Raw genomic sequence first — 25,400 nt, forward strand, 5'->3', positions numbered from 1 at the left:
GAAACAGGATGAGTAAAGTAAAAGTTGGATTTGTAGGTGTAGGTGGAATTGCCGGAGTACATTTGGAGAATGTGTCAAAAATCAATCATGCAGAAATTGTGGCTGTATGTGACATCGTTGAAGAAAACGCCAAGAAAAAAGGATTGGAATTTAACGCCAATGCCTACACCGATCTAGATGCGATGCTTGAAAATGAAGCATTAGATGCGGTCTTTGTCTGTGTCCCTCCATTTGCGCACGTGGAGATTGAAGAAAAGATCGTCAAGCGCGGTATTCATCTATTAGTAGAAAAACCATTAGGTCTCGATTTAGAAACGGTACAAAAGAAGGCGAAAGCAATCAAAGAATCAGGGGTTATCTGTGGTGTAGGCTATTGTTTACGCTATCTGGATACAGTTGCGAAGGCAAAAGACTATTTAAAGGATAAGACGATCGCGATGGTAAGGGGACATTACATAACATCATTTGTTCCAACCCCTTGGTACCGTGAAATCAATAAATCCGGCGGACAACTTGTAGAACAGTCCACCCATACATTAGATTTAATGAGATATTTAGCGGGTGATATTGATCAGGTTTATGCCAATATGAGGTTACAGGTTTTATCTGACATACCTAATATTGATATTCCAGATGTCACATCGGTGAATGTTACATTTGAATCTGGTGCTGTAGGACATCTTGATTCTTCAATTATTCAGTTTGACCATCGTTCTGGCATTGAAATTTTAGGTAAGGATTTCCGTGTGGTGATTGATGGAACAAATCTCACCATTGCTGAAAAAGATTCTTCGAATAGCTATCAATCGAAGGTAGATTTTTATCTGGAGCAGGATAGACGATTTATTGAGGCGGTCATGAAGGGCGACGCTCAACTTCTCTTATCAAGTTATGAAGACGGAGTAAAAACTCTTGCTGCTACATTAGCGGCAAACAAGTCGAATGAAGTGGGTCTGCCAATCAAGCTGTCAGCCTTAGCAGGAGAAAAAATTACGTTATAAAACTAGCGCACGATCGAACCGGAATGAAGTGAGAGGTGTAATAAAGTGAAAATCGCGGTAATTGGTACAGGAACAATGGGTAAGTTACATCTGGAGACATGGTCGAAAATGAATACTGTTATCATTGTAGGGATCTTAGGCCGTAAAAAGGAAGCCGTAAATCAATTGTCTGAAACCTATAAGTGCAGCTCATTTACCGATTTTGATGAATTACTGAATACCGATGTGGATGTAATCGATATTTGTTTACCCACCTATTTGCACAAGGAGTATGTGGCAAAAGCTGCCCAAAAAGGAAAACATATTATTTGTGAGAAACCTCTTGCTTTAGACCAGGTCGAGTGCAAAGAAGTTCTTGAAATCTGTCAGAAGTGTAATGTCCAACTGTTCGTTGGGCATACACTTCGCTTTTTCCCAGAATATAAACAAGCACATGATCAAATAACAAGAGGGTTGATTAGTGAACCGGGTGTCGTTCGATTATCCAGAGGCGGTCCATATCCACAAGGCAGAAATTCTTGGTATCACGATGAAGTTAAGAGTGGAGGAATCCTTTTAGACCTCGGGATTCATGACTTTGATTGGGTAAGGTGGACATTTGGTGAAGTAGAAAGGGTTTTTGCGAAACAGGTTCATAGAAAGGGGCAAGATGGAAATCCCATCGCGTATGCGTTAGTAACCTTACGAATGCAAAGTGGAACCATTGTTCATCTAGAATTATCTTGGGCAAAAAAAGAATTTGAATCGGCCTATGAGATTGCTGGAAGCAAGGGCATGATTGTTTATAATCATCAGGAAAGTAAGCCAATTAAACTGAACTTAGTAAATGCCGGAGCACAAAACAGAGTAGATGTTGCAGTACCTGAAACAATCGCAGTGAAAACACCATTACAGCTTCAACTTGAACACTTTATGAATTGTTTAGAAAACGACGAACAACCGCTAGTTTCTGCTGAAGATGCGATGAAAGCAGTAGAAATTGCCGTTGCTGCCGTTGAATCCATAAAGTCGGGGCAGCCCGTTTCGCTTCTAACAAAGAAGGAGGTGTTTTAAATGAAGATTGGAATGATAAGTTTTGCTCATATGCATGCCTTTAGTTATGCCAGACATCTATTAGAGTTCCCTGAGGTTGAAATTGCCGCCATTTGGGATGAGGATCAAGAATTAGGAACAGAAATGGCAAACACCTTTAACTGTCTATATTTTTCCAATTTAGATCAATTACTAGATTCAGATATTGATGCAGTGGTGGTGTGTTCCGAAAACGGAAAGCATAAAGACCATGTAATTGCAGCAGCACGGGCAGGAAAACATATTTTATGCGAAAAACCAATTGCTACTGAAGTAGTAGATGCGAAAGCAATGATCGATGCCTGTGAAGAGTTCGGAGTGATTTTACAGGTTGCCTATCCGGTAAGATTTGCACCAGCGATTCAAAAGGTACGAGAATACATTCGCTCAGGGACAATTGGGGAAGTTGTTGCCATCAATGGGACAAACCATGGGCAAATGCCAGGAGGCTGGTTTATCGAAAAAGAATTATCGGGAGGCGGGGCCGCAACCGATCACATCGTTCACGTAATGGATCTTATTCGGTGGATTCTAAATGATGAAGTTAAAAATGTTTATGCTGAGCTTGACACGAGATTCTACTCGATTGATGTAGAGGATTGTGGAATGGTGACATTAGAACTTGAATCAGGTGTTATTGTATCCATCGATCCGAGCTGGTCGCGTCCCAAAACATTTCCTACCTGGGGTGATGTCCTTTTAGAGTTTGTTGGTACGAAAGGAACGCTATCAGTAGATACCTTTAAACAGCATTCCACCTACTACAATGATGTGGAAGGGAAAGTCCAGCATTTATCCACGGCTGATGACATGGATAAGGGGCTGATAGAAGATTTCCTTCAAAGTATCAAAGAAAAAAGGCTGCCATCCATTACGGGAGAAGATGGCTTAAGAACGTTGGAAGTTGTAAAAGCAGCCTATGAATCAGACAAACAGAAAAAAGTTGTTACCTTAAATAGAATCTAACCTTTTTATTACTAGAGTCAGTCATGTGGAAATGAATCTGCTGTCCTCAGATTCCTTTAATCCTATTTTTCAGAATTTTCCGTCTTATTTTCATGCGTATTTCCAAATCAATACGGAAGGAGTGAGGTTATGTCCGTTGAAATAAAGTCGTCTATCAATCCCCAAACTTATCCGAGCACGCTGAGTCGAAAGAAGTTTTTTACACGCCGAGATTTGGCAGGTTATTTATTTTCAGCTCCCTTATTAATTGGAATTGCCGTATTTTCAATTTATCCTATGATTGGTGCCTTAATTCTCAGTTTTAAGAAATCATCCAAATCATTTGAGGGAAATTGGACAGGTTTAAGTAACTATAAATATGTATTAACAGACTCTTTATTTTGGAAGTCCATTTATAACACATTTTATATGGGGATTTTATCTGTTTTCTTTGGTGTTACCTTCTCTTTCATTTTAGCAAGCTTGATCCACAATATCAGTAAGTCAAAATGGAGAAATTTCTTTAAAGGAGTTTATTTTTTACCTAATGTCGTGTCGCTAGTTGCAACCAGTATCCTCTTCACGTTTCTATTTAATCCAGGAGAGGAAGGATTATTAAATTATGTTTTAGGCTTAGTCGGAATTGAACCAATCGGCTGGTTTACAGATCCAAAATATGCAAGATTCAGTATTGTTCTTATGACACTTTGGGGAATGCTGGGATATAACACGATTATATTTATTGCAGCTTTGACAAGTGTACCAAAAGACTTATATGAAGCTGCTGAGGTCGATGGCGCCAATTGGCTGAAAAAATGGTTCTATATCACGGTTCCGTATTTAAAACCTATTATTATATTCATGGTGATTATTGGAACTATCAATGCCATGAAGCGATTTACAGATGTTTGGTTAATCGGGGGAACTGCTGGGAACCCTGCAGGCTCATTAATGACAGCAGTTCTATATATCTATCGTAATGGGTTTCTATCATCACAAATGGGAATAGCCACTGCCGCTTCTTATATCTTATTTTTCTTTATTCTTGTTCTGACAATTGTCCTAATGTTCACGAATAAAAAAAGTAATCTCGACTAGGGGGGGAAACAATGAAGATCACAACGATTAATGGAAACAAACCTATCAGAAAACATTCTTTGTTTCGTCCTAAAGCAGTTGCTGATGGGGTACTAATAGCTGTTTTACTAATAGGATCCTTAATTATGATCATACCTTTCATTTGGATGGTTATAACCAGTTTTGATTGGGGTGCAAGACTTAAAATTCCATTCCCGCCAAGATTTTGGCCTGAAGAGTTTTCGATTAAAACCTATCAAATGGCTTTCACGAATATCCCAATGCTAAAATATATGATTAACTCTCTTATCGTGTCATTAGGAGTCATCATAGTAAGTCTTATGTCGGCGTTATTTTCAGGGTATGCTATATCAAAGTTGAAATTTAAAGGATCCAATATTGTCCTTTTACTCGCTTTAAGTACCATGATGATCCCCTTTGAAATGACGATGATTCCGCAATATTTAATGTTTGCTAAGTTTAAGCTTTTAGATACTTATTGGTCTTTCTTTTTACCCGCATTAAATTATGCATTTGGAACCTTTTTGGCAAAATCATTTATCGATCAACTTCCAGGGAGCTTGCGAGAAGCAGCGATCATTGATGGTGCTAACGAATTTATTGTATTTTTAAAGATTTATTTACCTCTATGTATTCCCGTTTTAGCCACCATGGTCATTTTACAATTTTTAGCTGTTTGGAATGATTTACTCTGGCCTTTATTAGCTTTGAAAACACCTGATAAATATACCATTCAATTGGGAATAGCGATGTTTTCGTACAACAAAGATTTGCCATTACCTTCCGTCATAATGGCCGCAACGACAGCGAGTCTCATGCCGGTAATTGTTCTTTATCTATTCCTGCAACGCTATATCGTTGAAAGCATTGCGTTGTCAGGAATCAAACAATAATCTGCTTTTTTAAGATTAGAGATGTAGAGAAAAGGACACAGCTCTTAATTATTTTAGTGAGAACAACTTATCAATCTATTTTAAGGGGGAAGGTACCATGGTTAAAAAGCTTTATCTTATCTTTATCGCATTACTTATGTTAACCGCAGCTGCATGTTCTACTACAAGCAGCACAGAGGAAGAAGTGAGTGATGCTAAAGTTGTTTCGAAAGTTAAGGGCACCGTTCGTGTTTCTCTGGCAGGCTGGCAGTTAGAAAGTGGTATTGATCCTATCACTGGTATCGAGAATGTGGGATTAAAAGATTTTCTTAAGAAAGAATTTGAACCACGATACCCAAATATTAAATTAGAATTATATCAAGTGCCTTGGGAAAATGCTCAAGCAAAACAAACTGCGATGTTAAAATCTGGAGATGTTGACATTCTTTATACGGGTGGGGCATTTGCTTCCCAGTGGCAGAAACAAGGGCTGTTAAAAGGATTAGATTCATTGATTGAAAAAGATTCGTCCTTTGATCCTAACATGTATTTAAAAGGTGTTTGGGAAAATTCCTATAGTACAAAATCTTTTGACAAAAAAGTTCATTTTGGAATTCCAGCTGTGCTCGGAAGACGTATTATTATCTATGATAAAAAGCTTTTTGATGAATGGGGAGTAGATTACTTATCGAACAATCCAACTCCTGAAGAAATTTTAGAAACAGCAAAGAAAATGACTGGGAAAAATCCTAAAACCGGTAAAAAGAACTATGGTATTTGGTTTGATGGAAAAGCTTTAAACGCATCCACTTTTGTAGCTTTAAGTTATGCGTATGGAGCAACTGGAGGAGAAGGGACATTAAACGATCTAAAAAATATCAAATGGAATTTGAATTCACCAGAAATGGCCAAAGCCTTTGAATGGTTAAAAGAGGCTGCAAAATATGCACCGCCAGGTATTTTGAATACCCAAGGAAATGAAAACTTTGGCTTGGAGAATAACGATATCGCTATTCATTTAGATGCAAATGGTGCAAGCACGATGGGCGAAGTCATGGCCAATAAAAATACCAAATTGCTTGATCGTTTTGAATCAACCTTAAATCTAGGTCCTAATGGTGAAGGATGGGTTGCTGTAGACCCATTTGTAATGGCAAAAGATGCTAAAAACGTGGAAGCATCCTGGGAGGTTTTAAAATTCCTAACAGGGCCTATTACCCAAAAATATACCTATGATAATTTCAAATTTACTCCAACCCTTACAGATGCTAGTTTCGTATCAAAAGAAGATAAATATATGAAAACTGCGATGGAAATCGCCCAAGTTTCTAAATCGACTCTCTTAGATGAAGCAGATCCGTTTTTCGGAAGTGAAATCGTACCTGCCATCAATGGCTTTATTAGTAAGGCGCGTAACGGAAATGCTCCAGATATTAAATCCTATTTGAATGACTTACAAAAACGTGCTGAAAAGTGGTCTGCTAATCAATAGTACAATCGTTGATGCAGGGGAGTATCAAAAACTCCTCTGCTTTATATGATAATTTTTTCCCGTTGGTCAAAGGTATCATAATATGGATTGCACTTATGTTTAAATAATTGGAGGTAGAAAATGAAACTTGGTTTAAGTTCTTATAGTTTATATTCAGCCCTTAAGTCAAAGGAATTAAATATCCTTGAAGCAATCGAATGGATTGCGGAACAAGGTGGTGAACATATTGAAATCGTCCCAATGGGATTTTCGTTGGACGAAAATTCTGATTTAACAGATGCGATACGCCAAAAAGCAGAAAATGTCGGCATTGAGATTTCTAATTATGCCATTGGAGCTAACTTTATTACGGAGGATGAAGAGCAATTTGAACAAGAAGTAGAAAGAGTATTTAAACAAGTGGATATTGCAAACAGGCTAGGGGTAAAGCTTATGCGTCATGATGTGGCTTGGAGACCAATCGGAGAGACTTCTTTTCAACAATTTGAACAAGATTTACCAAGGCTCACTGATGCTTGTAAAAGAATTGCCGATTATGCAGCCGAATATGGTATTACAACTAGTGTTGAAAACCATGGATATTTTGTTCAAGCTAGTGACCGTGTCCAAGCTCTGCTTCATCGTGTAAATAAGGTTAATTTCAAAACCACATTAGACACCGGAAATTTTCTTTGTGTAGATGAAAACCCTATCAAAGCAGTGAAGAAAAATATTCAACATGCTTCAATGATTCATATTAAAGATTTTTATTACCGGCCTGAAAAGTATAACCCTGGAGAGGGATGGTTTCAAACAACTTCTGGGAATTATTTAAGAGGCTCCATCATTGGCCACGGGGACATTGATATATATGAAATAATTAAAGTGATTAAGCACTCAAATTATGACGGCTATATCTCCATAGAATTTGAAGGTATGGAAGATTGTAAGAAGGGTTCAAAGATTAGCATAGACAATGTTCGGAGAATTTGGGAACAAGTTTAATAGAAGGGGAGAATGAGTAATGGGGAAACTTAAAATAGGTGTTATCGGTGCTGGGTCCATCTCGGATATGCATCTGCAGTCCTATCAAAAAAATGAAAGAGCCGAGTTATATGCCATTTGTGACAAGAATACAGAAAGAGCAGAAGAGAAGGCAAATAAATATGGTGCTGCCAGAGTCTATGGAGATTATCGGTCATTACTAGCTGATCAAGATATTGATGCGGTCAGTATCTGTACATGGAATCACTCCCATGCGGAAATCGCCATTGCCGCATTAAAAGCAGGGAAACACGTTCTAGTAGAAAAGCCATTAAGTACCACTGTAGCTGAGGCAAGGCAAATTGAAGAAACCGTAAAACAAACCGGAAAAATCCTTCAAGTTGGTTTTGTCAGAAGATATGCGTCCAATACAGCGATATTAAAGGATTTTATTGATGCGGATGAAATCGGTGAGATTTATTATGCCAAAGCTTCCTGCATAAGAAGACTCGGAAATCCAGGCGGTTGGTTTTCAGATATCGAAAGATCAGGTGGGGGACCCTTAATTGATCTTGGCGTACACATGATTGATATTTGCTGGTATTTAATGGGGAAACCGAGAGTAAAGTCGATTAGCGGGAATACCTACTCTAAGCTCGGGAACAGATCTAATATTAAAAATCTATCATTCTATAAAGCTGCAGATTATAATCCGGAAATCAATACCGTTGAAGACATGGCAAATGCACTGATCCGATTTGAAAACGGGGCTTCTTTAATGGTAGATGTCAGTTTTACTCTCCATGCAAAACAGAATGAAATCTCAGTCAAACTGTATGGAGAAAAGGGAGGACTCGAAGTTGAACCAGAATTATCGATCATTACTGAAAAGCACAATACGATTTTGAACATTACTCCTCAGGTAGATTCGTTAACATTTGACTTCGAACAAGGCTTTCAAAATGAAATGGATCACTTCGTATTAACCTGCCTAGGTGAAACCGAGACCTTAAGTCCAGTGGATGACGGCTTAGAGATGATGAAAATTTTATGTGGCATTTATGAATCCAGTGAAAAAGGAATGGAAATTTCGTTTGACTAACATTGATTCAGGAAAAAGAGACCATGACAGTTTTATCATGGTCTCTTTTTAAGAGGTAAAGATAGTTGAGTCGTGTTGCGTGAGCTTAGTGATTTTTATCAAACTTTAAAGAGAATACTATTATGGATAGGTACTACTGGATCATTATCCTTCATTAAGCCTTTACTTTCTCCATAATAAGCAACTTGTATGAGCCATCTCGTGAAGGGAGCTACATTCATCGACTCGATTTCTTCTAAACTGTAAAACCCTGCCTCATCAGACTCTACACCATCTGGTCTTGGAATTCCATCCATATATTCCATTGCAAAAGCAACATAAAGATTATGAATGTTACGTGGAAGATCTCGAATCGCAACAATTCCTTTTACTTTTGCCTTAATTCCTGATTCTTCCTCAACCTCTCGTATAATCGTATCTTCAATCGATTCCAATTGTTCGATATATCCGCCTGGGTTAGTCCAGTATCCTTTTCCAGGATTATGTGCTCGTTTCACTAGCAGGAACTTTTCATCCTTAATGACTAATGCTCCAACGCCAACACTATAGTCACCCCAGAATATAAAATCACAACGGGGGCATGCCTTTCGCTTTGTTCCGTCAATATCACGAAATTCCAGGCCAGTACCACATTTTAAACAGAAATTTGCTGACAAATTTGCCCATCCTTTCTTCTTCAAAAAACATCTTGTAATAATCAATTTCGACGTAATTAATATATATCCTTTACAATAGTCATTTTTTCACTGTCTTAAAGCAAACAAAGTGATTTAATTGTTGGTGAGTTTTTTAATACATAATTATTCAGGTGTTTATAAGTCGAAAATCCAATTAATATAGTAGAAATTTCATTTTACAGGGCAGGTGCTAAAAAAGTGACAGTAATCACCGATTTTAAATTATTTTTAAAAATCAAAGGAGCTTGGATTCTACTAATTGGTATGTTTTTTTACGGTACTGGAACGGGGATTTTGGCACCCATGAACGCGGTCTATATGCGTGATGGAATTGGTTTATCTAAAATCGAAATCGTTTCAATTTTTTCTATTTCTTTATTGCTAAATATGGTAACGACCATGGTGGTCGGTATAATCAGCGATAAAATCAAGCGAAAGAAGCGACTGCCCATCTTTGCCTGTATCGTTTGTATGGCCGGATTGCTAATTTATATGAATGCGTCAACCTATATGGTAACGCTGATTGGTATGGTTTTTGCTGTCGCACCTTCTGGGCTTATTATGGGGCAGTTTTTTGCCATGGCACGAAATCATTTTATGACCCTAGCCCCCGAAATTCATGAAATGGCACAAATTTGGCTTCGAGCAACGCTTAGTGTCGGTTTTTTTACTGGATTGCTAGTAGGAGCGAATTTATATATTATTGGCGATTTCAAAAGTGTTTTGTGGGGGAACTTTCTGGGATATGCAGCTTTGTTCGTGGTACTTATCATCTACAAAGAGTATGAGGCTCAAAGCTCCATATCAAATATAAAAGGTGAACCTTTCTCCCTCGTCATGCTTTTTGCTCTTCTTTTGCTCGCCTGTGCTGACGCATTAAGAGGACTTTATTTACCGCTTGTGGTCGTTCAATTGTTTAAAGCACCCCAGATCATGTCTTACTTATGGAGTGTTCAGGCAGTTTTTGAATTACTGTTTATGACAGTTGCAGGATATTGGGCCAATAAGTTCGGTAGTAAACTCGTCATCATGATTGGAAGCATATGTGCATTAACTACATATTTATTGTACTCTGTACAACCGCCGATATGGGTTTTCTTTCTCGTCCAGCCCCTATACTCTTTCTTCGTTTCTGTTTTATACGGGGTAGCAATGGGGTATGTCCAGCGTATGTTTCATACCCGCATTGGATTTGGATCCAGTCTATATGTATTTTTATCTCAAACAGCTTCTTTGATTGGTTATTTTCTGCCATTTTTCATTACTGGTTACCAGCCTCGAATCTTCATCATTCCATGCGGATTGGTTTCGGCGTCCATTATTTTGATGGTTGGACTTGTATTCATTCATCGAGTTAAGGCAAAGAAAGATTCTGATTCAGTTGGAATAACAGGATAAAATGTGGTTTATCACCTTGAAGGGGTTCTTTTTACACACCGGAATTTGTGAAGTAATTAATGGAAGGGGAGTGGAAAAATGAATAATCCCGAAACGTTTGCGGGTATTGCGGGTAAAACAGTAATGGACTTGGATTCACCCCATATGTCATTGTTGACCTAAATATTGTAGAAAAAAACATCTACAATATGGCGGAAATTGTGAAGAAAGCTGGATTAAAGCACCGACCGCATATTAAATCACACAAATCTGTTTTTTTAGCGAAGATATAGCAGGAAGCTGGGGCAAAAGGAATTACCTGTGCCAAATTGGGTGTAGCAGAGATATTTGCCGCAGAAGGGTTTGACGATATTCTTCTCGCCTTTCCGGTGATTGGTGAAAAGAATCTGGCACGCTTTCAAGCACTGGCCGAAAAAATCAATATAAAAACGGTCGTAGACAGCATGGAAACAGCAGAAGGTTTATCATGTGTATGCGACAAAGTCGGTCGAAAAATCCCTGTCTACATCGAAGTGGAGGGGGTATTCATCGCTGCGGACGTCAGCCTGGTGAAGATACTGTTCGTTTTGCGAAGTCGATTCAGGATCTTCCGGGAATCGATATTATGGGCGTTCTATCCTACGCTGGTCAGATTTATGGGTTAAATGACAAAGAAAAGATCCGTGAGATGGCAAAAGAAGAGGCTGAAATATTAGCTGCGACAGCCGATACCCTTCTCGAGGCAGGTTTTGATATCCGCGAAGTAAGCGGCGGTTCCTCGATTTCAGCAAAGTTTGCTAAGAGCATCCACGGAGTAACCAAAGTTCGGGCAGGCAATTACATTTTTCATGATCAGGCTCAGCTTGCAACGGGTTTAGCAGGGGTTGATGAGTGCGCACTTCGCGTGATTGTCACCGTTGTCAGCACGCCTGCACCAGGACGGGCCATTATCGATGCTGGTTCGAAAACATTGACTTCGGACACAGTGTCCTTTGCAGAAGGTCACGGCTATGTCGTGGAGCATCTCGAAATTGAAATTTATAAATTGAATAAGGAACATGGTTAACTTCGTCTCCCTGAATCGTTACAATTATCCATTGGCCAGAAACTAACCATCATTCCGAATCATACTTGCATGCTTCCAAATTTGTGTGATGAGCTCATCGCTTTTCGAGGAGAAAAAGTGATAACCACATTCCCAGTCAGTGCCCGAAGAAAAAATAAATAAAAGGAGAGATTTAGCATGAAACACGAAATAAAAACATCCCTGGCACCACTTCCGGTCGCTCCTATTCACAAGGTATTAAAGTAGGGAACACTGTATATGTAGCAGGGCAAGGACCGCTCGATGTTCAATCAGGTGTTGAGCCAGAAGGTGTTGCCGGCCAAACCAACCAGGTATTAACGAATATTAAAAACATTTTAGAAGCTGTCGGAGCATCGATGGATGAGGTTGTAAAAGTAACGGTACACCTTCAAGACTTATCTGATTTTCAAGAATTCAATAAGGTTTATTTGGAGTTCTTTTCCACTCCTTACCCAGTAAGGACAACGGTTCAAAGCGGTTTAAATAATATATTAGTAGAAATCGATGTAGTTGCTGTTATTTCCGAATATTGAAGAAAAGGAGAATCTATTATTGATTCTCTTTGCGGCTTTTTTCTTCTTCTTGAAAGCTTTACAAATGTGTGAAAATGATTTGGTTTAGCGATGTTTTTTTGAAATAAACGCTATAATTTCTCTTGGTAAAATTTCCTCCTTATTGTTTTTTCTACCTTCACCTATCTGGTTTTATTTTGATGATCAACATTTTTGTCATATAAGCCGTTTTCATTTCAGTTTAACTGGCCATAATGATAAAAAGTTTGATCGAGGTTGGCTCTGCCGCATGATGTAAAAGGCCAACAACTAGGAGAAAAAACTATGTATGAAATAACCGTAAGACTCCCAACTAAAAAGATTGACAGAATTATTACTCATTTATACCAAAAAGGCTACTACCAAACCTTTTATGAGGTTCCATTAGATGTGGTGACCGATGCCAACGGCTATGCCTTTGTTGAGAAGAGAAATGAAACAACAGAACTTAATATCTATATAAATAATTATTTCGAAGCAAAGGAACGACGTAAGTTAGTAGAATTATTAGCCATTGACGAGTCTAGTCTGGTGGTTAAGGAAGTGAATGAACGGAATTACCAGCAAACGTTTAATGATATTTTCCTTGAGAATAGCTGGGTCATCACGACACCGGATAGAAGGAATCATTACCACAAAGAAAAGCGGATTGTACTTGACTCCCAAGGGAATTTTGGTACAGGCTATCATGAAACGACAAAAGATTGTTTGCACTTCATATTAAAACATGATTTTTCAGGCTTGAGTGTTGCGGATATCGGAGCCGGTTCAGGAGTCTTAAGTGTTGCTGCAGCCCTTAAGGGAGCAAAGTTTATCGATACATATGACATCCAACCGGTCGAGCGAGAAATTCTGTATCAATGTGAACTAAATAGTGTCAAGCCGGTGAATGTGTTTCAAAGTGATCTAATCAAGAATAAAAATCGAATCAACAAAGAGTATGATATGATTTTTATTAATATCGGAACGCAGGAAAATATTGATATCCTAAAGGCCCAAAGACTCTTAGATTGCAAAGACACTACATTTATATTGTCAGGTATGCTTGAATGGAATTACCATCGGGTAGAGACTTTATTTAAAGATGCAGGATTTCTTTTGAAGGAAAAGAAACAAAGCAACGAATGGGTGACATGCGTTTATAAGAGAATATCTTAATTTACAAAACAAGAAAGGATTCAGTATGTTTTACTGAATCCTTTCATCATCTTTGAACACAGTTACCATTCATTCATATTATTTGGCTTTTCTTAAATCTAAATATTGGACTGTCTTTCCATCAGGTTCAATCTGTACAATTAATTGGTTTTTGTTAAATTTATAAATCATTTGTTCACATTTGGCACTTTCATAGCAGGAAACGATTTTCACTTCATTTGGGTTTCCATAAAGCTTGAGGATTTTGCTTTTCTCAGTGGGAACGGAAGCTGTTTTCAAAAACTCCGGGTACACTTGCAACTGCTGAATGGAATCATTTGCTGCATCGCATGTTACACGAACACCAGCACCTTCATTTCTATAATAAAGAGACCTGGTATTCTTATCGTCCTCCGTTTTCGATGGCTGCCCGAATTTTTGAACAAGCTGTTTGTAGGTAGATTCTACAGTGATTCCATTAATATGAAGAGGCTTCTCTGTTAAAAGGAAAGCATCTTTTTCCCGTTATTCTTTAGCTTCGTTTTCATTTTCTCCGCTTTCGATTTACTCGAATAAGCCCCGGCCTGAACACGGTATAAGCTTTTCCCGTTTATGACTTTCTTCACAACGACAGCTTCAATCCCTTTCTTTTTCAAAAAAGTGACTCGCTTATCTGCATTTGCTTTCTTGCTAAAAGAACCAGCGACGACAACATACAATGGTTTGGTTTGTTCAAAATCTGGAATCATCAACTCTTGACCGGCAATAATCTTATTACTTGTTAACTGGTTGTATTCCTTTAAATCTTCAACCGAAATATTGTATTTTTTCGAAATGCTATATAATGTATCTCCTTTCTTTATCTTAATATAAATATCCTCAGCAGCTGCCTTCCCATTGCCGAAAGAAAATACCGACCCCATTAAAACAGTGCAAAGTACAACCTGCAGGAACCGTTTAAATCTATTCATTTATTATCACCTCATATATTTTGACGAAGTAATTACAAATTCGATTCTGATAAATAAGCCCATTTTTGTTAGGAAAAACAAAAATAGGCACATGACATCCTTTTTAAAATGGAATCAAGGATATAGCGGTGGCTTTTTTGATGCAGTTTGTCATTTGACCATTTTTTTTCTTAACCTTAAGTTAGAGTGATTAAAAATATAAAATTAATGTAAATTTGGAACTTTTTGGTTCATTATTCGTATATAATGTTAGGTATGTGTTTAAAGGTTCTATAAAGATATCATTTTTTAAAGAAAGAGGAGGAACGTATGGCAGTAAATACGTTAGAAGTACGATCGTTAACGAAGCTCATTGGCAAGAAGAAGATAGTAGATGATGTAAGCTTCAGTGTAAAAAAAGGGGAAATCTTTGGTCTTTTGGGTCCTAATGGAGCAGGGAAAACCACCATTATCCGTATGATTGTCAGCTTGATCAAGCGGACGGCTGGAGAGGTTACTGTAAATGGAAATAACCTCGATGGACAATTTAAAGAGACAATGAGTGAAATTGGGGCGATTGTTGAAAATCCGGAATTTTATAAGTATATGAGTGGGTACAAGAATTTGAAGCATTATGCGAATATGGCCATTAAAGAAGTGTCAGATGAGCGGATTATGGAAGTTGCTAGACTAGTAAAATTAGAAGATGCCATTTACCAAAAGGTTAAGACCTATTCGCTTGGAATGAGGCAAAGGCTGGGAGTTGCCCAGGCGTTATTACATAACCCGTCACTGCTTATTCTCGATGAGCCTACAAATGGATTGGACCCTCAAGGAATTAGAGAATTTAGAGATTACTTACATGCCCTTGCACAGGAAGGCATTTCAGTTCTGGTATCCTCCCATCTTTTAGCTGAAATGCAGCTGATGTGTGATCGGTTTGCCATAATTGAAAAAGGTAAACTCATACATATTTCTTCCATGAAAGAAACGATGGAGGAAGACGAAAAGACGGAAGTCATTTTTGAGGTGAGCAGCAGCCTAAAAGCAGTAGATGTGCTGAAAGGACAATTTTCAAATACCGATGTCAAGGTTCTTGCGGAGGACCAATTCTCAGTCAATGTAGAAAAAGCTACGATTAGTACCATTAATAAGCTATTAATCTCAAAGGATATAGATGTCTATGGCATCAGCAGGGTAACCGTTTCTCTCGAAGACCGCTTTTTGGAAATAACGAACAAAGAGGTAAAGGAGCATGGAGGTGTAATGCAATGATTGCCTTAATTCGTAATGAACTTATGAAATTGTTTCAAAAAAAATCGAGCTGGATTTATCTAATCATCCTCGTACTCGCAGTCATTGTGGCGGGGATTATCTACCATAAAGTATCAGGTGAACCCGATCCGAACTGGCAGGCTGGTATGAAGGCTCAAATTGCTGAGTTGCAGCAGAATGCAAAAACAGCACCAGATCAAGAAAAACAATTTATTACTAATGAAATTGAACAAAAGCAGAAATATCTCGATGAAAACATTAACCCAAATGCTATTAGTAACTGGCATTTTATGAATAATGTTGTATTCGGTATGACGACTTTGGTTACTTTATTGGCGGTGATTGTATGCAGTGCCAGTGTGTCCTCTGAATTTGCAGATGGAACGATTAAGCAGCTGTTAATCAGACCGCATCAGAGATGGGCGATCCTCCTGTCTAAATATCTTTCATTAATTATCTATTCGCTTATTCTTTTAGCGACACTTATTACTGCTGGATATCTTGTTGGTTTGATTACATTTGGTAATGGGGACTTTACAGCGAAAATCTTTGAGATGGCGATAGACGGGCAGAAGGAAGCAGAAGTCGGTCCACAGTTCTTCCTTAAGATTGCCTACTACCTTCCAAGTTTGTTGGTTTTAACGGCCATTGCCTTTATGCTCTCTACTTTATTTAAAAGTCAGGCATTGGCGGTGGGAATCGGAATCTTTGTCCTATTTATCTCTTCAACCCTAGGCGGATTAATTGTGCTTCTTGCAGAAAAATACGAATGGGCAAAATATTTAATATTTCCGCATCTCGATTTAACCATTTATGCGTTGCAGGATAAGATTTTGGGTGACATTACACTGCCGATATCACTGACAATCTTGGCCGTGTATTATGCCATTTTTATGATCCTGACTTTCGTGTTTTTCCAGAGGCGGGATATTAGTATTTAAGAGATAAAAAATGGGATTATACTAAACTTTCCCCTTTCAAAATGTAGAAAAAAACTGATAGTGGAATTTATCCACATCAGTTTTTTTGTTTAACCACATTTGATACAATTTCACTAGAAGAATTTCGGGATAATAGACCTATTTGTTGTATAATGTAGAAAAATGTAAAATTTGGTGACGTGTATGATACCGAAATCATACACGTAAAATTATAGATTTTATTAGGTTAAGGGTTAAGAGGTGCAGGCTACTTTGAATGAGAATAAATTTCTTATCCTAATTAAAGAAAAGGATAAAACAGAAGAAATTGATTTATGTAAATACGAAAATGGCATTCCATAACAATAGTAAGGTTTATACATACAATTCTTTAAACTTAACTTGGTTTAAAGAACCCAAAGAGATTGATCATAGAACATGTGTTATTTTCGAAAATAACCTCCCAGTAACGGGCGGAATTAAGATACTTGATTTTGGTGGCTATATAAAAATATGGTTTAAGACGGGTTATAAGAAGGTATATAAACGGTCAAGCATCATCATTGAAGAAACAAGGCTAACCAACCCTTGCGTACATAAGACCTTTGAATATTTAAAAACGATCGCTAATAATGTGAGTACAAGATTGGAGGATGATAGCAGCTTTTTAAGTAAGCAATACCATCTTCTGAAAATGATTAGTCCTATCAGTGTCCTATCAGCCTATTTAGAAGGAAAACCATTAATCAAACATAAAAATCAAGTTCAAGCCATCTTTCCCTTTGGTTTTAATACAAGCCAAAAGATGGCGACAGAGAAAGCTTTAGCAAATCAGCTTAGTGTTATAGAAGGACCTCCTGGTACCGGAAAGACCCAAACTATACTAAACATCATTGCAAATGCGATCTTAAACAATAAGACCGTTGCTCTTGATTGGGTACTTCATCACCTTTAAGAATGCTGATTCGAAATACGGACAAGCTTACCGAGGATGAGAGAAAATATACTATGAATATATTGACTCATACAGATTTTGTTATTTTTAACAAACTAGATAAAATGCCGATATTGGTAGTTGAAGTGGATGGTCATGCCTACCATGCAAATAATCCATCTCAGTTAAAACGTGATCAATTAAAAGATGAAATTTTAAGAAAGTACAAGATTCCAATTATTCGAATGAAAACAACGGGGAGTAGAGAGGAAGAGAGGCTTCGAGATAAACTAGTAGAGGTATTAAATCTGGAGTCAAGAATAAATGAGGAGCAGTTACAGCTAAACCATTAAGGTTCTTAAATGAGTTGAGAACTGCATTAAAAGGAGAAGTCATTTTTACCAGGACTAAATGTTAAGAAAATAAAACCCATGACTTAAAGACGATACCGTGCTTTATTTCCTGTGGTCACAATTAATGAAAACATTCCTTATAGGTGTCTTTTTAAGCACTTTATCATTTAATCCTGGGAATTTTCTTCTGAATATAGATTAGAAGGAAGATTTAATGAGTATCCGGACTCTAAGCTGACTTTAAAGTATTCAATTAAGTTATTAAACTAAAGATACTTCCTCATTTATTTTACTTGCAAAATTATAATTTCTGTTAAATCCATATTTGATGTATCTGTTGTAATTCCAGCGATGTATCCTGCAATCTGTTTCTCAATGAAGCCCATCTTACTTATGAGCATTTCCCCACCAAAATTTCCGCTAGCTATTGACTTTTCTCTTAATGCTAAAGTGAAAGCATTATTAAATTGCAGGACTCCTGATACGCCACCATGCCAACAACAGAGATACAGCCCAAGTTTTTTTGTCATGAGAATTTCACGATTTTGCTCGATAAAATTTCTGACACTTCCTTGTATCGTCCCATTATGAATGGATCCCCCAATGATAACAGAGTCAAAATGGTTGATGTCGAACCAAATCCCCCCTTCTTCAAATCTGCAATTAGAACTTCTCCTTCAATCAATTCGCTTAATATTGCAGCCGCTTTTTCAGTTGTCCCATGCATCGAGCAATAAACAATTAATGTTTCATTTTGCATCATCTCCTTATTAAAATTATAGCACTTTATGGGTCTTTTTTTAGGGCTAAAATTGTCAATATTCAGACAATTGACACCGTTTTGATTGAGACTAAAAATTCCCACTTAATATATAGCTTGGAGAAGATAACCACTCTACTAGCGAATGATTTATTTGTTTCAATAAAAGATTTGTATGACATAAAACATTTCAAAATAGTAATTACAATAACATTAAGGTTTATAGTATAAATGTAAATTTTTTACATTTTGAGCAAAATAGGTATATAATAATAGTGTAAAAGAATTAAGCAAAGAAAGGGAGGAATGAACCATGACTACTTTAAGTCCATTCAAAAGAAGAGGAAGGATTGGAAGTGATTTATGGGATGTCTTTTCAGATTTCTACAATGAAAGTTTCTTTGCACCGTTCAAAAGTGATACCCATCACTTCCGCACAGATATTAAAGATACTGGGGACAAATATCTAATAGAGGCGGAATTACCGGGGGTTGAAAAAGAGGATATTACTATTAAGTATCAAAATAACTATTTAACCATAACTGCAAAAAGGGAATCAGCTATGAAGGAAGAAAAGGACAACTTTATTCGTCAGGAAATATCTTATGGTAACTTTGCCAGACGTTTTTATGTGGCGGATATTAATGAGGATGCCATTGATGCCACATTTAAAAACGGTATTCTTACCTTAAATTGTCCAAAAGTCATGATTACCAATACAGATAAAAAACTGATTGAAATTCATTGAAGCTAAGAACATATATACTAATAATAAAAGCCGTAATTCAGGATACTGATTACGGCTTTTTGTCCGGTTTTGCCTCACATGGGCAAGTTTTCAACTTGTAATTGAATTACTTCTTCACTAAGAGAATCTTCATTGGAAACTGAATCCGTTCGAAGTATACAGTCCAAAACGAGATTGGTAAAAATGCAACAAAATCTACATATTTATAAATCAAATTATGTAAATAGAGGGTATATAATGGAATTGGGGGTAAATAATTTAAAAGGAGCTGACTAAAATGTTAACTATTTGTTCGCGAATAGTGGTTCCTTATGATCATTCAGATTCTAGCAAAAAGGCTTTAAAAATGGCAATGAATCTAGCAAGGCAGAATGAAGAAATTGAATTGAGTGTTGTTATGGTAATTCAGCCACAATATCCCTATGGATTACCATATGGCTATGCTTTTAGCTATGAAGAAAGGCTTGAATTAGGGAAATCCCAATTCGCAACAGGCCAGCGCATACTCGATGAGGTTAAGCAAGAGCTGCAATACCTTCCTAATAAAACAAAGACTATCTTATTGGAAGGAAATCCAGCAGAGGTTATTGTGGATGTTATAAAGGAAAACGATGCAGATCTTGTCGTAATGGGCAGCAGGGGATTAAGCGGAATTAAGGAATTGTTTTTGGGGAGCGTTAGTCACCATGTTGTACAAAAGGCTCCATGTCCAATATTCATCGTTAAATAAAAGACTAAATAATAATATGTAATAGCCATCAACCCGATGGCTATTTTTATGTAGAAGACTAAGGCTGCTTGGATTCATTGTGCTTCTTGCAGAAAAAATACAAAAGGCACTTTTTAATTTTTCCGTATCTCGATTTAACCATTTATACGTTGCAGTATAGGATTTTGGCGGACATTACATTACCAATATCAATGACAATCCTAGCCGTGTATATGCATTTTTATGATCTAGACTTTCGTGTTTATTCAAAAGCGGGATATTGGTATAGAAAAAAGGTGTAGAGTCCTTTTCGAAGAACTAATTATAGGTTACATTTAATTTATGAAACTAACTTTTTTAGGTTTGAATTGGATGGTGAAAGCATATGAACGAAACAAAAAAGCTGCAAGAAATGGATTTGTATAAACCAATTCAGACTTTTTTTGTAAAGGAAGGTTTTGAGGTATACGGTGAAGTAAAAGATTGTGATATTGTTGCTGTTAAAGATGAGGAGCTAGTTGTCATTGAATTGAAGCTTACATTAAGTGTTGATTTGCTCATACAGGCAGCCAAACGACAGCGTATAACGGATCAAGTATATATTGCAATCCCAAAACCTAAGTACCGTTTAAATTCAAGACGGTGGGCTGAAAAATGCCATTTAATTAGAAGGCTGGAGTTGGGGTTAATTGTGGTTTCGAATCCATTGAAACGAGCAAAGACAGAAGTAGTCTTTCATCCATCACCGTTTGATCGTCGTAAAAGTAGGGGTCAAAGCAAGTTAAAGAGAGAATCTGTTTTGAAGGAAATCAATGGTCGAAGTGCGGATTTTAATGTTGGTGGAAGCAATCGGACCAAAATCATGACAGCTTATAAGGAAAATTGTATTCAAATCGCTTGTTACATGAGCCATTTTGGGCCGTCATCCCCGAAAAGATTAATTCAGTTGGGAACCGGAGACAAAACTTCCTCCATTCTAGTTAAAAACTATTATGGCTGGTTTGAAAGAATCAAGAGAGGCACCTATTGTTTAACTGAGAAGGGCCAAGAAGAAATAAAGGAATTTCCTGATCTTTTGAATTTTTACTTAAAAAATGTATGGATGCAGGAAGGCAATCCCGATTGAGGATATGGTTATGAGGTTGCAGTTTTTGCATTTCCATTCATATAGATTACTATGCCGAAATATGAACGGGAGAAAAAAGATTTTCGATTGTCTACAACAAGACACAATAAAGTTCAATCCCCACTCGTGAAAAGATTCTAGCATTTTTAAAATCAATGGAGGCATGCATGAGATTAATATCTGAAATATCGAAAATCCAGATCAAAAAAAGTTGGTGTTGGGGAACACGATTCGCTCGTTCCCCCAGATCTTAGAATGAATTACAAGTTTACAAGTCTTGTAGATTTTGTGTAAAGGAGGCTAAAACATTCCATTTAGGGCAATCCTTCCCCTGGTTCCCAATACTTGATCATATTATAGGGAACATCATCTAATGGAAGAATATAAATACTATTTATATCCGTATTCTGGCTGTCAGGAATGATTATGTAAGTTTCTCCGTTCTTTTTGTTCACCTCTTCTCTAAATTTCTTATAAACGAGATCACTCGCAATCTCCAAGGAAGAAGCTTCGATTTTCCCCACCACATTGTACCTATATTTCCCAATATGACTCTTACCCTTTAATATCATATATTTCATAAAGATTTCTTCCTTTCCTTTTTGTTTCTTTACCCGTTTTTCAACTTACAAACACACATAACTCGTTATTTATCATAAAACTCAGAGGATTTGGTTTTCTTTTTTCGAAAGATGGGGTATTAAACAAATAAATAAGATAGAAAGGATGAGGCCATTTTGGTAAAAAACCTACGAGTTACGATCAACGGAGTAGAAATAGAGGCAACGGAAGGCCAGACGGTCCTGCAATTTCTGAACGACAGCTCTATAGAAGTTCCACAAGTGTGCTATCATCCCAGCCTTGGGCCGATTGAAACGTGTGACACTTGTATCGTTGAAGTAAATGAGGAACTTGTCAGGTCCTGTTCAACCCCTTTAAAGGATGGGGATGTCATCAGAACGACGAGCCCACATGTGAAAAAATCACAGACAGCAGCGATGGACAAGATTCTTAACAACCATGAATTATATTGTACCGTTTGTGATTACAACAACGGTGGCTGCGAAATACATAACACCGTTAAGGAGATGCGTATCAACCATCAGAGTATTCCGTGGGAGCAGAAACCGTATGTAGAGGATTTGTCGAATCCCTTCTACCGCTATGATCCTGATCAGTGTATCTTGTGTGGGCGCTGTGTCGAGGCCTGTCAGGATGTCCAAGTGACGGAAACGCTGAGAATCGATTGGGATAGAGAGCATCCACGGGTCATCTGGGATAACGATGTTCCGATTAACGAATCCTCCTGTGTATCATGCGGCCATTGTTCGACCGTATGTCCGTGTAATGCGATGATGGAAAAAGGAATGCTCGGAGAGGCTGGTTATCTGACAGGCGTTGAAAAAGGAACACTCCGTTCGATGATTGAGTTGACCAAAGGAGTGGAGACCGGTTACGGGTCGATCCTTACTGTTTCCGATATGGAATCAGCGATGCGTGAGGCGAGAGTGAAACGAACCAAAACCGTCTGTACGTTCTGTGGTGTTGGCTGCAGTTTTGATGTCTGGACAAAAGGACGCGAGATTCTAAAGGTTGAACCAAACGTAGAGGCACCAGCGAATGGAATTTCGACTTGTGTGAAGGGGAAATTCGGCTGGGATTTTGTCAACAGTAAAGAACGATTAACGAAGCCACTGATCCGGGAAGGTGACAGCTTCCGTGAAGCGGAATGGGATGAGGCCCTTGATTTAATCGCGAAACGGTTCCTTGAGATACGCAGCCAATATGGGCCGCAATCGATGGGCTTTATTACTTCCTCAAAATGTACAAATGAAGAATCCTATTTAATGCAAAAATTGGCTCGACAGGTGATTGGCACAAACAATGTTGATAACTGTTCCCGATATTGTCAGACACCGGCAACGGTTGGACTGCACCGAACGGTTGGTTACGGCGGTGACGCTGGTTCCATAAAGGACATAGCCAAAGCAGGACTGGTAATCATTGTTGGTTCCAATACAGCGGAAGCACACCCTGTATTAGCTACCAGGGTGAAGCGTGCCCATAAACTACACGGGCAAAAATTAATTGTGGCAGACCTTCGTGAACACGAGATGGCAGCCCGTGCAGATCTATTCATTCACCCAAACGCGGGATCTGATTTGGTTTGGCTCTCTGCTGTGACCAAATACATGATTGATATGGGCTGGGCCGATGAAGAGTTTATCAATAAGAATGTAAATGGTTTCGAGGAATACAGACAAAGCCTTGCTCCCTATACGTTAGGTTATGCTGAAGAAAACACTGGTCTTTCCAAAGAGACACTCATTCAGATTGCGGAAATGATTCGTGATGCAGATGGCACGGCTATTCTTTGGGCGATGGGTGTTACCCAGCATCTAGGCGGCAGTGACACTAGTACAGCCATTTCTAACCTATTGCTGGTAACGGGTAACTACGCACGGCCAGGTGCCGGAGCGTATCCGCTCCGGGGTCATAATAACGTTCAAGGTGCAGGCGACATGGGCAGCGCACCGGAGAACTTTCCAGGATATCAGCGAGTGGACAACCCAACAGTGCTGGAAAAATTTGAACAGGCCTGGGGTGTCAAGCTTTCCTCGGAAGTAGGAATTAATAATCACGATATGATTGAAGGCATCCATCAAGGTACGGTCAAGGCAATGTATGTAAAAGGAGAGGAAATGGGATTAGTTGATTCAAACATCAACCATGTGCATAAGGCCTATGAAAAACTTGAATTTTTTGTCGTTCAGGATATCTTTTTCTCCCGGACTGCCCAGTATGCGGATGTCGTTCTGCCGGCAAGTCCCAGTCTTGAAAAGGAAGGAACGTTTACGAACACAGAACGCCGTATTCAAAGGCTGTATCAAGTCTTTGAACCGCTTGGTGACTCAAAGCCTGACTGGGAAATCATCCAGTTAGTGGCAAACCGGCTTGGTGCCAACTGGAATTATAAGCATCCAAGTGAAATTATGGAGGAAGCTGCGATGCTGATGCCGATTTATGCAGGTGTTACTTATGAAAGATTAGAAGGTTACAAGAGTTTGCAATGGCCGGTAAAACCGGATGGGACAGATACGCCGCTGCTTTACAGAGATGGGTTCCCTTTCGCGGATCGAAAAGCTCGGGCTTATCCTGTGCAATGGACAAAGCCGCTTGATTTTGAGGAGCAATATGATCTTCATTTGAACAATGGACGTTTATTAGAGCATTTTCATGAAGGGAATCTCACATACAAATCAAAAGGAATTTCAGAAAAAACTCCAGAGGTTTTCCTTGAAGTATCTCCAGAACTAGCAGCAAAACGCGGCCTAAATGACGGAACAGTTGTCCGCCTGACGTCACCGTTTGGTAACGTGAAGGTGAAATGTATTATCACTGCTCGGGTTAAGGGGAATGAAGTGTATTTGCCCATGAATGATTCAGGAGACGGAGCGGTGAACTACCTGACAAGCAGTGCGGCCGATAAGGATACTGACACCCCTGCTTACAAGGATACTCGTGTTAAAATGGAGATTTTACAGGAAGAGGGGATTAATCCTCTGCCAAGAATAAATTTCCGATACGGGAATCCACAGCCGCAAATGGGTGTCCAAGTCCAAAAGAAGTGGGCCCGAAAGGATTATGTCTTCCCGGGTGATCTTGTGAAGGAAAGGGAGCGGTCGAATGGCTAAAGCAATCAGACAAATCGAGCGAATCGAGCTATCCGAAGAGGAGAAACGTAAAAAAGATTTACGGCAAATAGAGGATTCCCTATTAAAAAATAAGCAAGCGTTACTTGATACACTTGATTTGGTGAGTCACATGCACGATCGAGGGGTTATTCCTTTATTGAGCGGATTATTTGCTGAGGGCGACAAAGTGCTGCAAATCCTTATTAACAAGGCGGACTCGAAAGAAACAGCCAATACTTTAAAAAATCTGCTGTTGATGGTTGGTGTTCTAGGTACATTAAATGTTAAACAGCTTGAACCCATTCTCCTTAAGTTAAATGCAGGAATAGCCAGAGTGTCAGAAAGTAAGGATGATGATGGCGAGATCGGTTACTTCGATATCGTCAGATCATTGAAGGATCCTGAAATTAACCGATCGATTGCCTTTTTCTTTGAATTTTTGAAAGGAATGGGTAGCGAAACAAGCCATTTGGAACGGACAACCCAGCTGCCGGAGCATCAGGCACAACATGCCAATCCCGACCACCATCTGTAAATCTCTCATACGGTTCTTGGCC

Annotated in this window: 25 protein-coding genes and 1 pseudogene; 21 read left to right on the top strand and 5 right to left on the bottom strand. The window is 38.4% G+C overall.

What is annotated here, in order from left to right:
* Nucleotides 1-8: 8 nt before the first annotated feature.
* The 8 genes from COD92_RS18220 (at nt 9) to COD92_RS18255 (ending at nt 8,544) form a co-directional block, all read left to right on the top strand.
* Complete coding sequence (locus COD92_RS18220; protein WP_098527195.1) at nt 9-1,001, top strand: Gfo/Idh/MocA family protein; 993 nt, start codon at nt 9-11, stop codon at nt 999-1,001.
* Nucleotides 1,002-1,046: 45 nt separating this feature from the next.
* On the top strand, nt 1,047-2,054 hold the full coding sequence (locus COD92_RS18225; protein ID WP_098527196.1) for a Gfo/Idh/MocA family protein: 1,008 nt from the start codon (nt 1,047-1,049) through the stop codon (nt 2,052-2,054).
* Nucleotides 2,055-3,038: a Gfo/Idh/MocA family protein gene (locus tag COD92_RS18230; protein ID WP_098527197.1), complete on the top strand. Its 984-nt coding sequence runs from the start codon at nt 2,055-2,057 to the stop codon at nt 3,036-3,038.
* A gap of 129 nt (nt 3,039-3,167) precedes the next feature.
* Entirely contained in the window at nt 3,168-4,115 is a 948-nt protein-coding gene (locus COD92_RS18235) for a carbohydrate ABC transporter permease (protein ID WP_098527198.1), read from the top strand.
* Nucleotides 4,116-4,126: 11 nt separating this feature from the next.
* Nucleotides 4,127-5,008 (top strand): carbohydrate ABC transporter permease, encoded by an 882-nt coding sequence (locus COD92_RS18240; RefSeq protein WP_098527199.1) that lies wholly within the window; start codon nt 4,127-4,129, stop codon nt 5,006-5,008.
* A 97-nt stretch (nt 5,009-5,105) separates the two neighbouring features.
* The gene (locus tag COD92_RS18245) at nt 5,106-6,479 is read left to right on the top strand and encodes an extracellular solute-binding protein (RefSeq protein WP_098527200.1); all 1,374 of its coding nucleotides are present in this window, start codon (nt 5,106-5,108) and stop codon (nt 6,477-6,479) included.
* A 120-nt stretch (nt 6,480-6,599) separates the two neighbouring features.
* Nucleotides 6,600-7,463, top strand: coding sequence for a sugar phosphate isomerase/epimerase family protein (locus tag COD92_RS18250; protein WP_098527201.1), 864 nt, complete (start codon nt 6,600-6,602; stop codon nt 7,461-7,463).
* Between the two features lie 19 nt (nt 7,464-7,482).
* On the top strand, nt 7,483-8,544 hold the full coding sequence (locus tag COD92_RS18255; protein ID WP_098996436.1) for a Gfo/Idh/MocA family protein: 1,062 nt from the start codon (nt 7,483-7,485) through the stop codon (nt 8,542-8,544).
* Nucleotides 8,545-8,642: 98 nt separating this feature from the next.
* On the opposite strand, the gene COD92_RS18260 is transcribed toward COD92_RS18255, so the two are convergent.
* Entirely contained in the window at nt 8,643-9,200 is a 558-nt protein-coding gene (locus tag COD92_RS18260; RefSeq protein ID WP_098527203.1) for an NUDIX domain-containing protein, read from the bottom strand.
* 219 nt (nt 9,201-9,419) lie between these two features.
* On the opposite strand from COD92_RS18260, the gene COD92_RS18265 reads away from it, so the two are divergent.
* The 4 genes and pseudogenes from COD92_RS18265 (at nt 9,420) to COD92_RS18280 (ending at nt 13,394) form a co-directional block, all read left to right on the top strand.
* Nucleotides 9,420-10,619, top strand: coding sequence for an MFS transporter (locus COD92_RS18265; RefSeq protein ID WP_098527204.1), 1,200 nt, complete (start codon nt 9,420-9,422; stop codon nt 10,617-10,619).
* A gap of 472 nt (nt 10,620-11,091) precedes the next feature.
* Nucleotides 11,092-11,826, top strand: a pseudogene (locus tag COD92_RS18270) (alanine racemase).
* Nucleotides 11,827-11,861: 35 nt separating this feature from the next.
* Nucleotides 11,862-12,218: a RidA family protein gene (locus COD92_RS18275; RefSeq protein ID WP_098527206.1), complete on the top strand. Its 357-nt coding sequence runs from the start codon at nt 11,862-11,864 to the stop codon at nt 12,216-12,218.
* 303 nt (nt 12,219-12,521) lie between these two features.
* Entirely contained in the window at nt 12,522-13,394 is an 873-nt protein-coding gene (locus COD92_RS18280) for a 50S ribosomal protein L11 methyltransferase (RefSeq protein ID WP_098527207.1), read from the top strand.
* A 479-nt stretch (nt 13,395-13,873) separates the two neighbouring features.
* Here COD92_RS18280 and COD92_RS18290 read toward each other — a convergent pair whose 3' ends face one another.
* Nucleotides 13,874-14,344 (bottom strand): LysM peptidoglycan-binding domain-containing protein, encoded by a 471-nt coding sequence (locus COD92_RS18290; RefSeq protein ID WP_098527209.1) that lies wholly within the window; start codon nt 14,342-14,344, stop codon nt 13,874-13,876.
* 309 nt (nt 14,345-14,653) lie between these two features.
* On the opposite strand from COD92_RS18290, the gene COD92_RS18295 reads away from it, so the two are divergent.
* The 4 genes from COD92_RS18295 to COD92_RS18310 all read left to right on the top strand — a co-directional run bounded on the left by COD92_RS18295 (nt 14,654) and on the right by COD92_RS18310 (nt 17,805).
* On the top strand, nt 14,654-15,598 hold the full coding sequence (locus COD92_RS18295) for an ABC transporter ATP-binding protein (RefSeq protein WP_098527210.1): 945 nt from the start codon (nt 14,654-14,656) through the stop codon (nt 15,596-15,598).
* Nucleotides 15,595-16,539, top strand: a complete 945-nt coding sequence (locus COD92_RS18300; protein WP_098527211.1) for an ABC transporter permease — start codon at nt 15,595-15,597, stop codon at nt 16,537-16,539. The genes COD92_RS18295 and COD92_RS18300 overlap by 4 nt, the downstream gene beginning before the upstream one ends.
* A gap of 307 nt (nt 16,540-16,846) precedes the next feature.
* Complete coding sequence (locus COD92_RS32515) at nt 16,847-17,473, top strand: AAA domain-containing protein (protein ID WP_255286485.1); 627 nt, start codon at nt 16,847-16,849, stop codon at nt 17,471-17,473.
* Nucleotides 17,474-17,526: 53 nt separating this feature from the next.
* Nucleotides 17,527-17,805: a DUF2726 domain-containing protein gene (locus COD92_RS18310; protein ID WP_176541020.1), complete on the top strand. Its 279-nt coding sequence runs from the start codon at nt 17,527-17,529 to the stop codon at nt 17,803-17,805.
* Nucleotides 17,806-18,089: 284 nt separating this feature from the next.
* On the opposite strand, the gene COD92_RS18315 is transcribed toward COD92_RS18310, so the two are convergent.
* Nucleotides 18,090-18,434: a flavodoxin domain-containing protein gene (locus tag COD92_RS18315; RefSeq protein ID WP_306418526.1), complete on the bottom strand. Its 345-nt coding sequence runs from the start codon at nt 18,432-18,434 to the stop codon at nt 18,090-18,092.
* Complete coding sequence (locus tag COD92_RS31630) at nt 18,332-18,565, bottom strand: flavodoxin family protein (protein WP_141561122.1); 234 nt, start codon at nt 18,563-18,565, stop codon at nt 18,332-18,334. Before COD92_RS31630 ends, COD92_RS18315 begins: the two co-directional genes overlap by 103 nt.
* Nucleotides 18,566-18,878: 313 nt before the next feature.
* Between COD92_RS31630 and COD92_RS18320 the strand changes: the two genes are divergently transcribed.
* From COD92_RS18320 to COD92_RS18330, 3 genes are all read left to right on the top strand, one after another.
* Nucleotides 18,879-19,313 (top strand): Hsp20/alpha crystallin family protein, encoded by a 435-nt coding sequence (locus COD92_RS18320; RefSeq protein WP_098527214.1) that lies wholly within the window; start codon nt 18,879-18,881, stop codon nt 19,311-19,313.
* A 277-nt stretch (nt 19,314-19,590) separates the two neighbouring features.
* Nucleotides 19,591-20,043, top strand: a complete 453-nt coding sequence (locus COD92_RS18325; RefSeq protein WP_098527215.1) for a universal stress protein — start codon at nt 19,591-19,593, stop codon at nt 20,041-20,043.
* 364 nt (nt 20,044-20,407) lie between these two features.
* Nucleotides 20,408-21,148 (top strand): DUF2161 domain-containing phosphodiesterase, encoded by a 741-nt coding sequence (locus COD92_RS18330; RefSeq protein ID WP_098527216.1) that lies wholly within the window; start codon nt 20,408-20,410, stop codon nt 21,146-21,148.
* 314 nt (nt 21,149-21,462) lie between these two features.
* Here the strand turns inward: COD92_RS18330 and COD92_RS18335 are convergent, their stop codons facing one another.
* On the bottom strand, nt 21,463-21,729 hold the full coding sequence (locus tag COD92_RS18335; RefSeq protein WP_098527217.1) for a hypothetical protein: 267 nt from the start codon (nt 21,727-21,729) through the stop codon (nt 21,463-21,465).
* Nucleotides 21,730-21,885: 156 nt separating this feature from the next.
* Here COD92_RS18335 and fdhF point away from each other — a divergent pair, with 156 nt between their 5' ends.
* Complete coding sequence (gene fdhF, locus COD92_RS18340) at nt 21,886-24,843, top strand: formate dehydrogenase subunit alpha (protein ID WP_098527218.1); 2,958 nt, start codon at nt 21,886-21,888, stop codon at nt 24,841-24,843.
* Entirely contained in the window at nt 24,836-25,378 is a 543-nt protein-coding gene (locus COD92_RS18345; protein WP_098527219.1) for a helical membrane plugin domain-containing protein, read from the top strand. The genes fdhF and COD92_RS18345 overlap by 8 nt, the downstream gene beginning before the upstream one ends.
* The last annotated feature ends 22 nt before the right edge of the window (nt 25,379-25,400 follow it).

This window comes from Bacillus sp. AFS037270, from assembly GCF_002585305.1.

Coding starts and splice junctions, on each gene's coding strand:
- COD92_RS18220 (WP_098527195.1), top strand. CDS start 9: ATGAGTAAAGTAAAAGTTGGATTTGTAGGTGTAGGTGGAATTGCCGGA.
- COD92_RS18230 (WP_098527197.1), top strand. CDS start 2,055: ATGAAGATTGGAATGATAAGTTTTGCTCATATGCATGCCTTTAGTTAT.
- COD92_RS18235 (WP_098527198.1), top strand. CDS start 3,168: ATGTCCGTTGAAATAAAGTCGTCTATCAATCCCCAAACTTATCCGAGC.
- COD92_RS18240 (WP_098527199.1), top strand. CDS start 4,127: ATGAAGATCACAACGATTAATGGAAACAAACCTATCAGAAAACATTCT.
- COD92_RS18245 (WP_098527200.1), top strand. CDS start 5,106: ATGGTTAAAAAGCTTTATCTTATCTTTATCGCATTACTTATGTTAACC.
- COD92_RS18250 (WP_098527201.1), top strand. CDS start 6,600: ATGAAACTTGGTTTAAGTTCTTATAGTTTATATTCAGCCCTTAAGTCA.
- COD92_RS18255 (WP_098996436.1), top strand. CDS start 7,483: ATGGGGAAACTTAAAATAGGTGTTATCGGTGCTGGGTCCATCTCGGAT.
- COD92_RS18280 (WP_098527207.1), top strand. CDS start 12,522: ATGTATGAAATAACCGTAAGACTCCCAACTAAAAAGATTGACAGAATT.
- COD92_RS18290 (WP_098527209.1), bottom strand. CDS start 14,344: ATGAATAGATTTAAACGGTTCCTGCAGGTTGTACTTTGCACTGTTTTA.
- COD92_RS18295 (WP_098527210.1), top strand. CDS start 14,654: ATGGCAGTAAATACGTTAGAAGTACGATCGTTAACGAAGCTCATTGGC.
- COD92_RS18300 (WP_098527211.1), top strand. CDS start 15,595: ATGATTGCCTTAATTCGTAATGAACTTATGAAATTGTTTCAAAAAAAA.
- COD92_RS18310 (WP_176541020.1), top strand. CDS start 17,527: ATGAATATATTGACTCATACAGATTTTGTTATTTTTAACAAACTAGAT.
- COD92_RS31630 (WP_141561122.1), bottom strand. CDS start 18,565: ATGCAAAATGAAACATTAATTGTTTATTGCTCGATGCATGGGACAACT.
- COD92_RS18320 (WP_098527214.1), top strand. CDS start 18,879: ATGACTACTTTAAGTCCATTCAAAAGAAGAGGAAGGATTGGAAGTGAT.
- COD92_RS18325 (WP_098527215.1), top strand. CDS start 19,591: ATGTTAACTATTTGTTCGCGAATAGTGGTTCCTTATGATCATTCAGAT.
- COD92_RS18330 (WP_098527216.1), top strand. CDS start 20,408: ATGAACGAAACAAAAAAGCTGCAAGAAATGGATTTGTATAAACCAATT.
- COD92_RS18335 (WP_098527217.1), bottom strand. CDS start 21,729: ATGAAATATATGATATTAAAGGGTAAGAGTCATATTGGGAAATATAGG.
- COD92_RS18345 (WP_098527219.1), top strand. CDS start 24,836: ATGGCTAAAGCAATCAGACAAATCGAGCGAATCGAGCTATCCGAAGAG.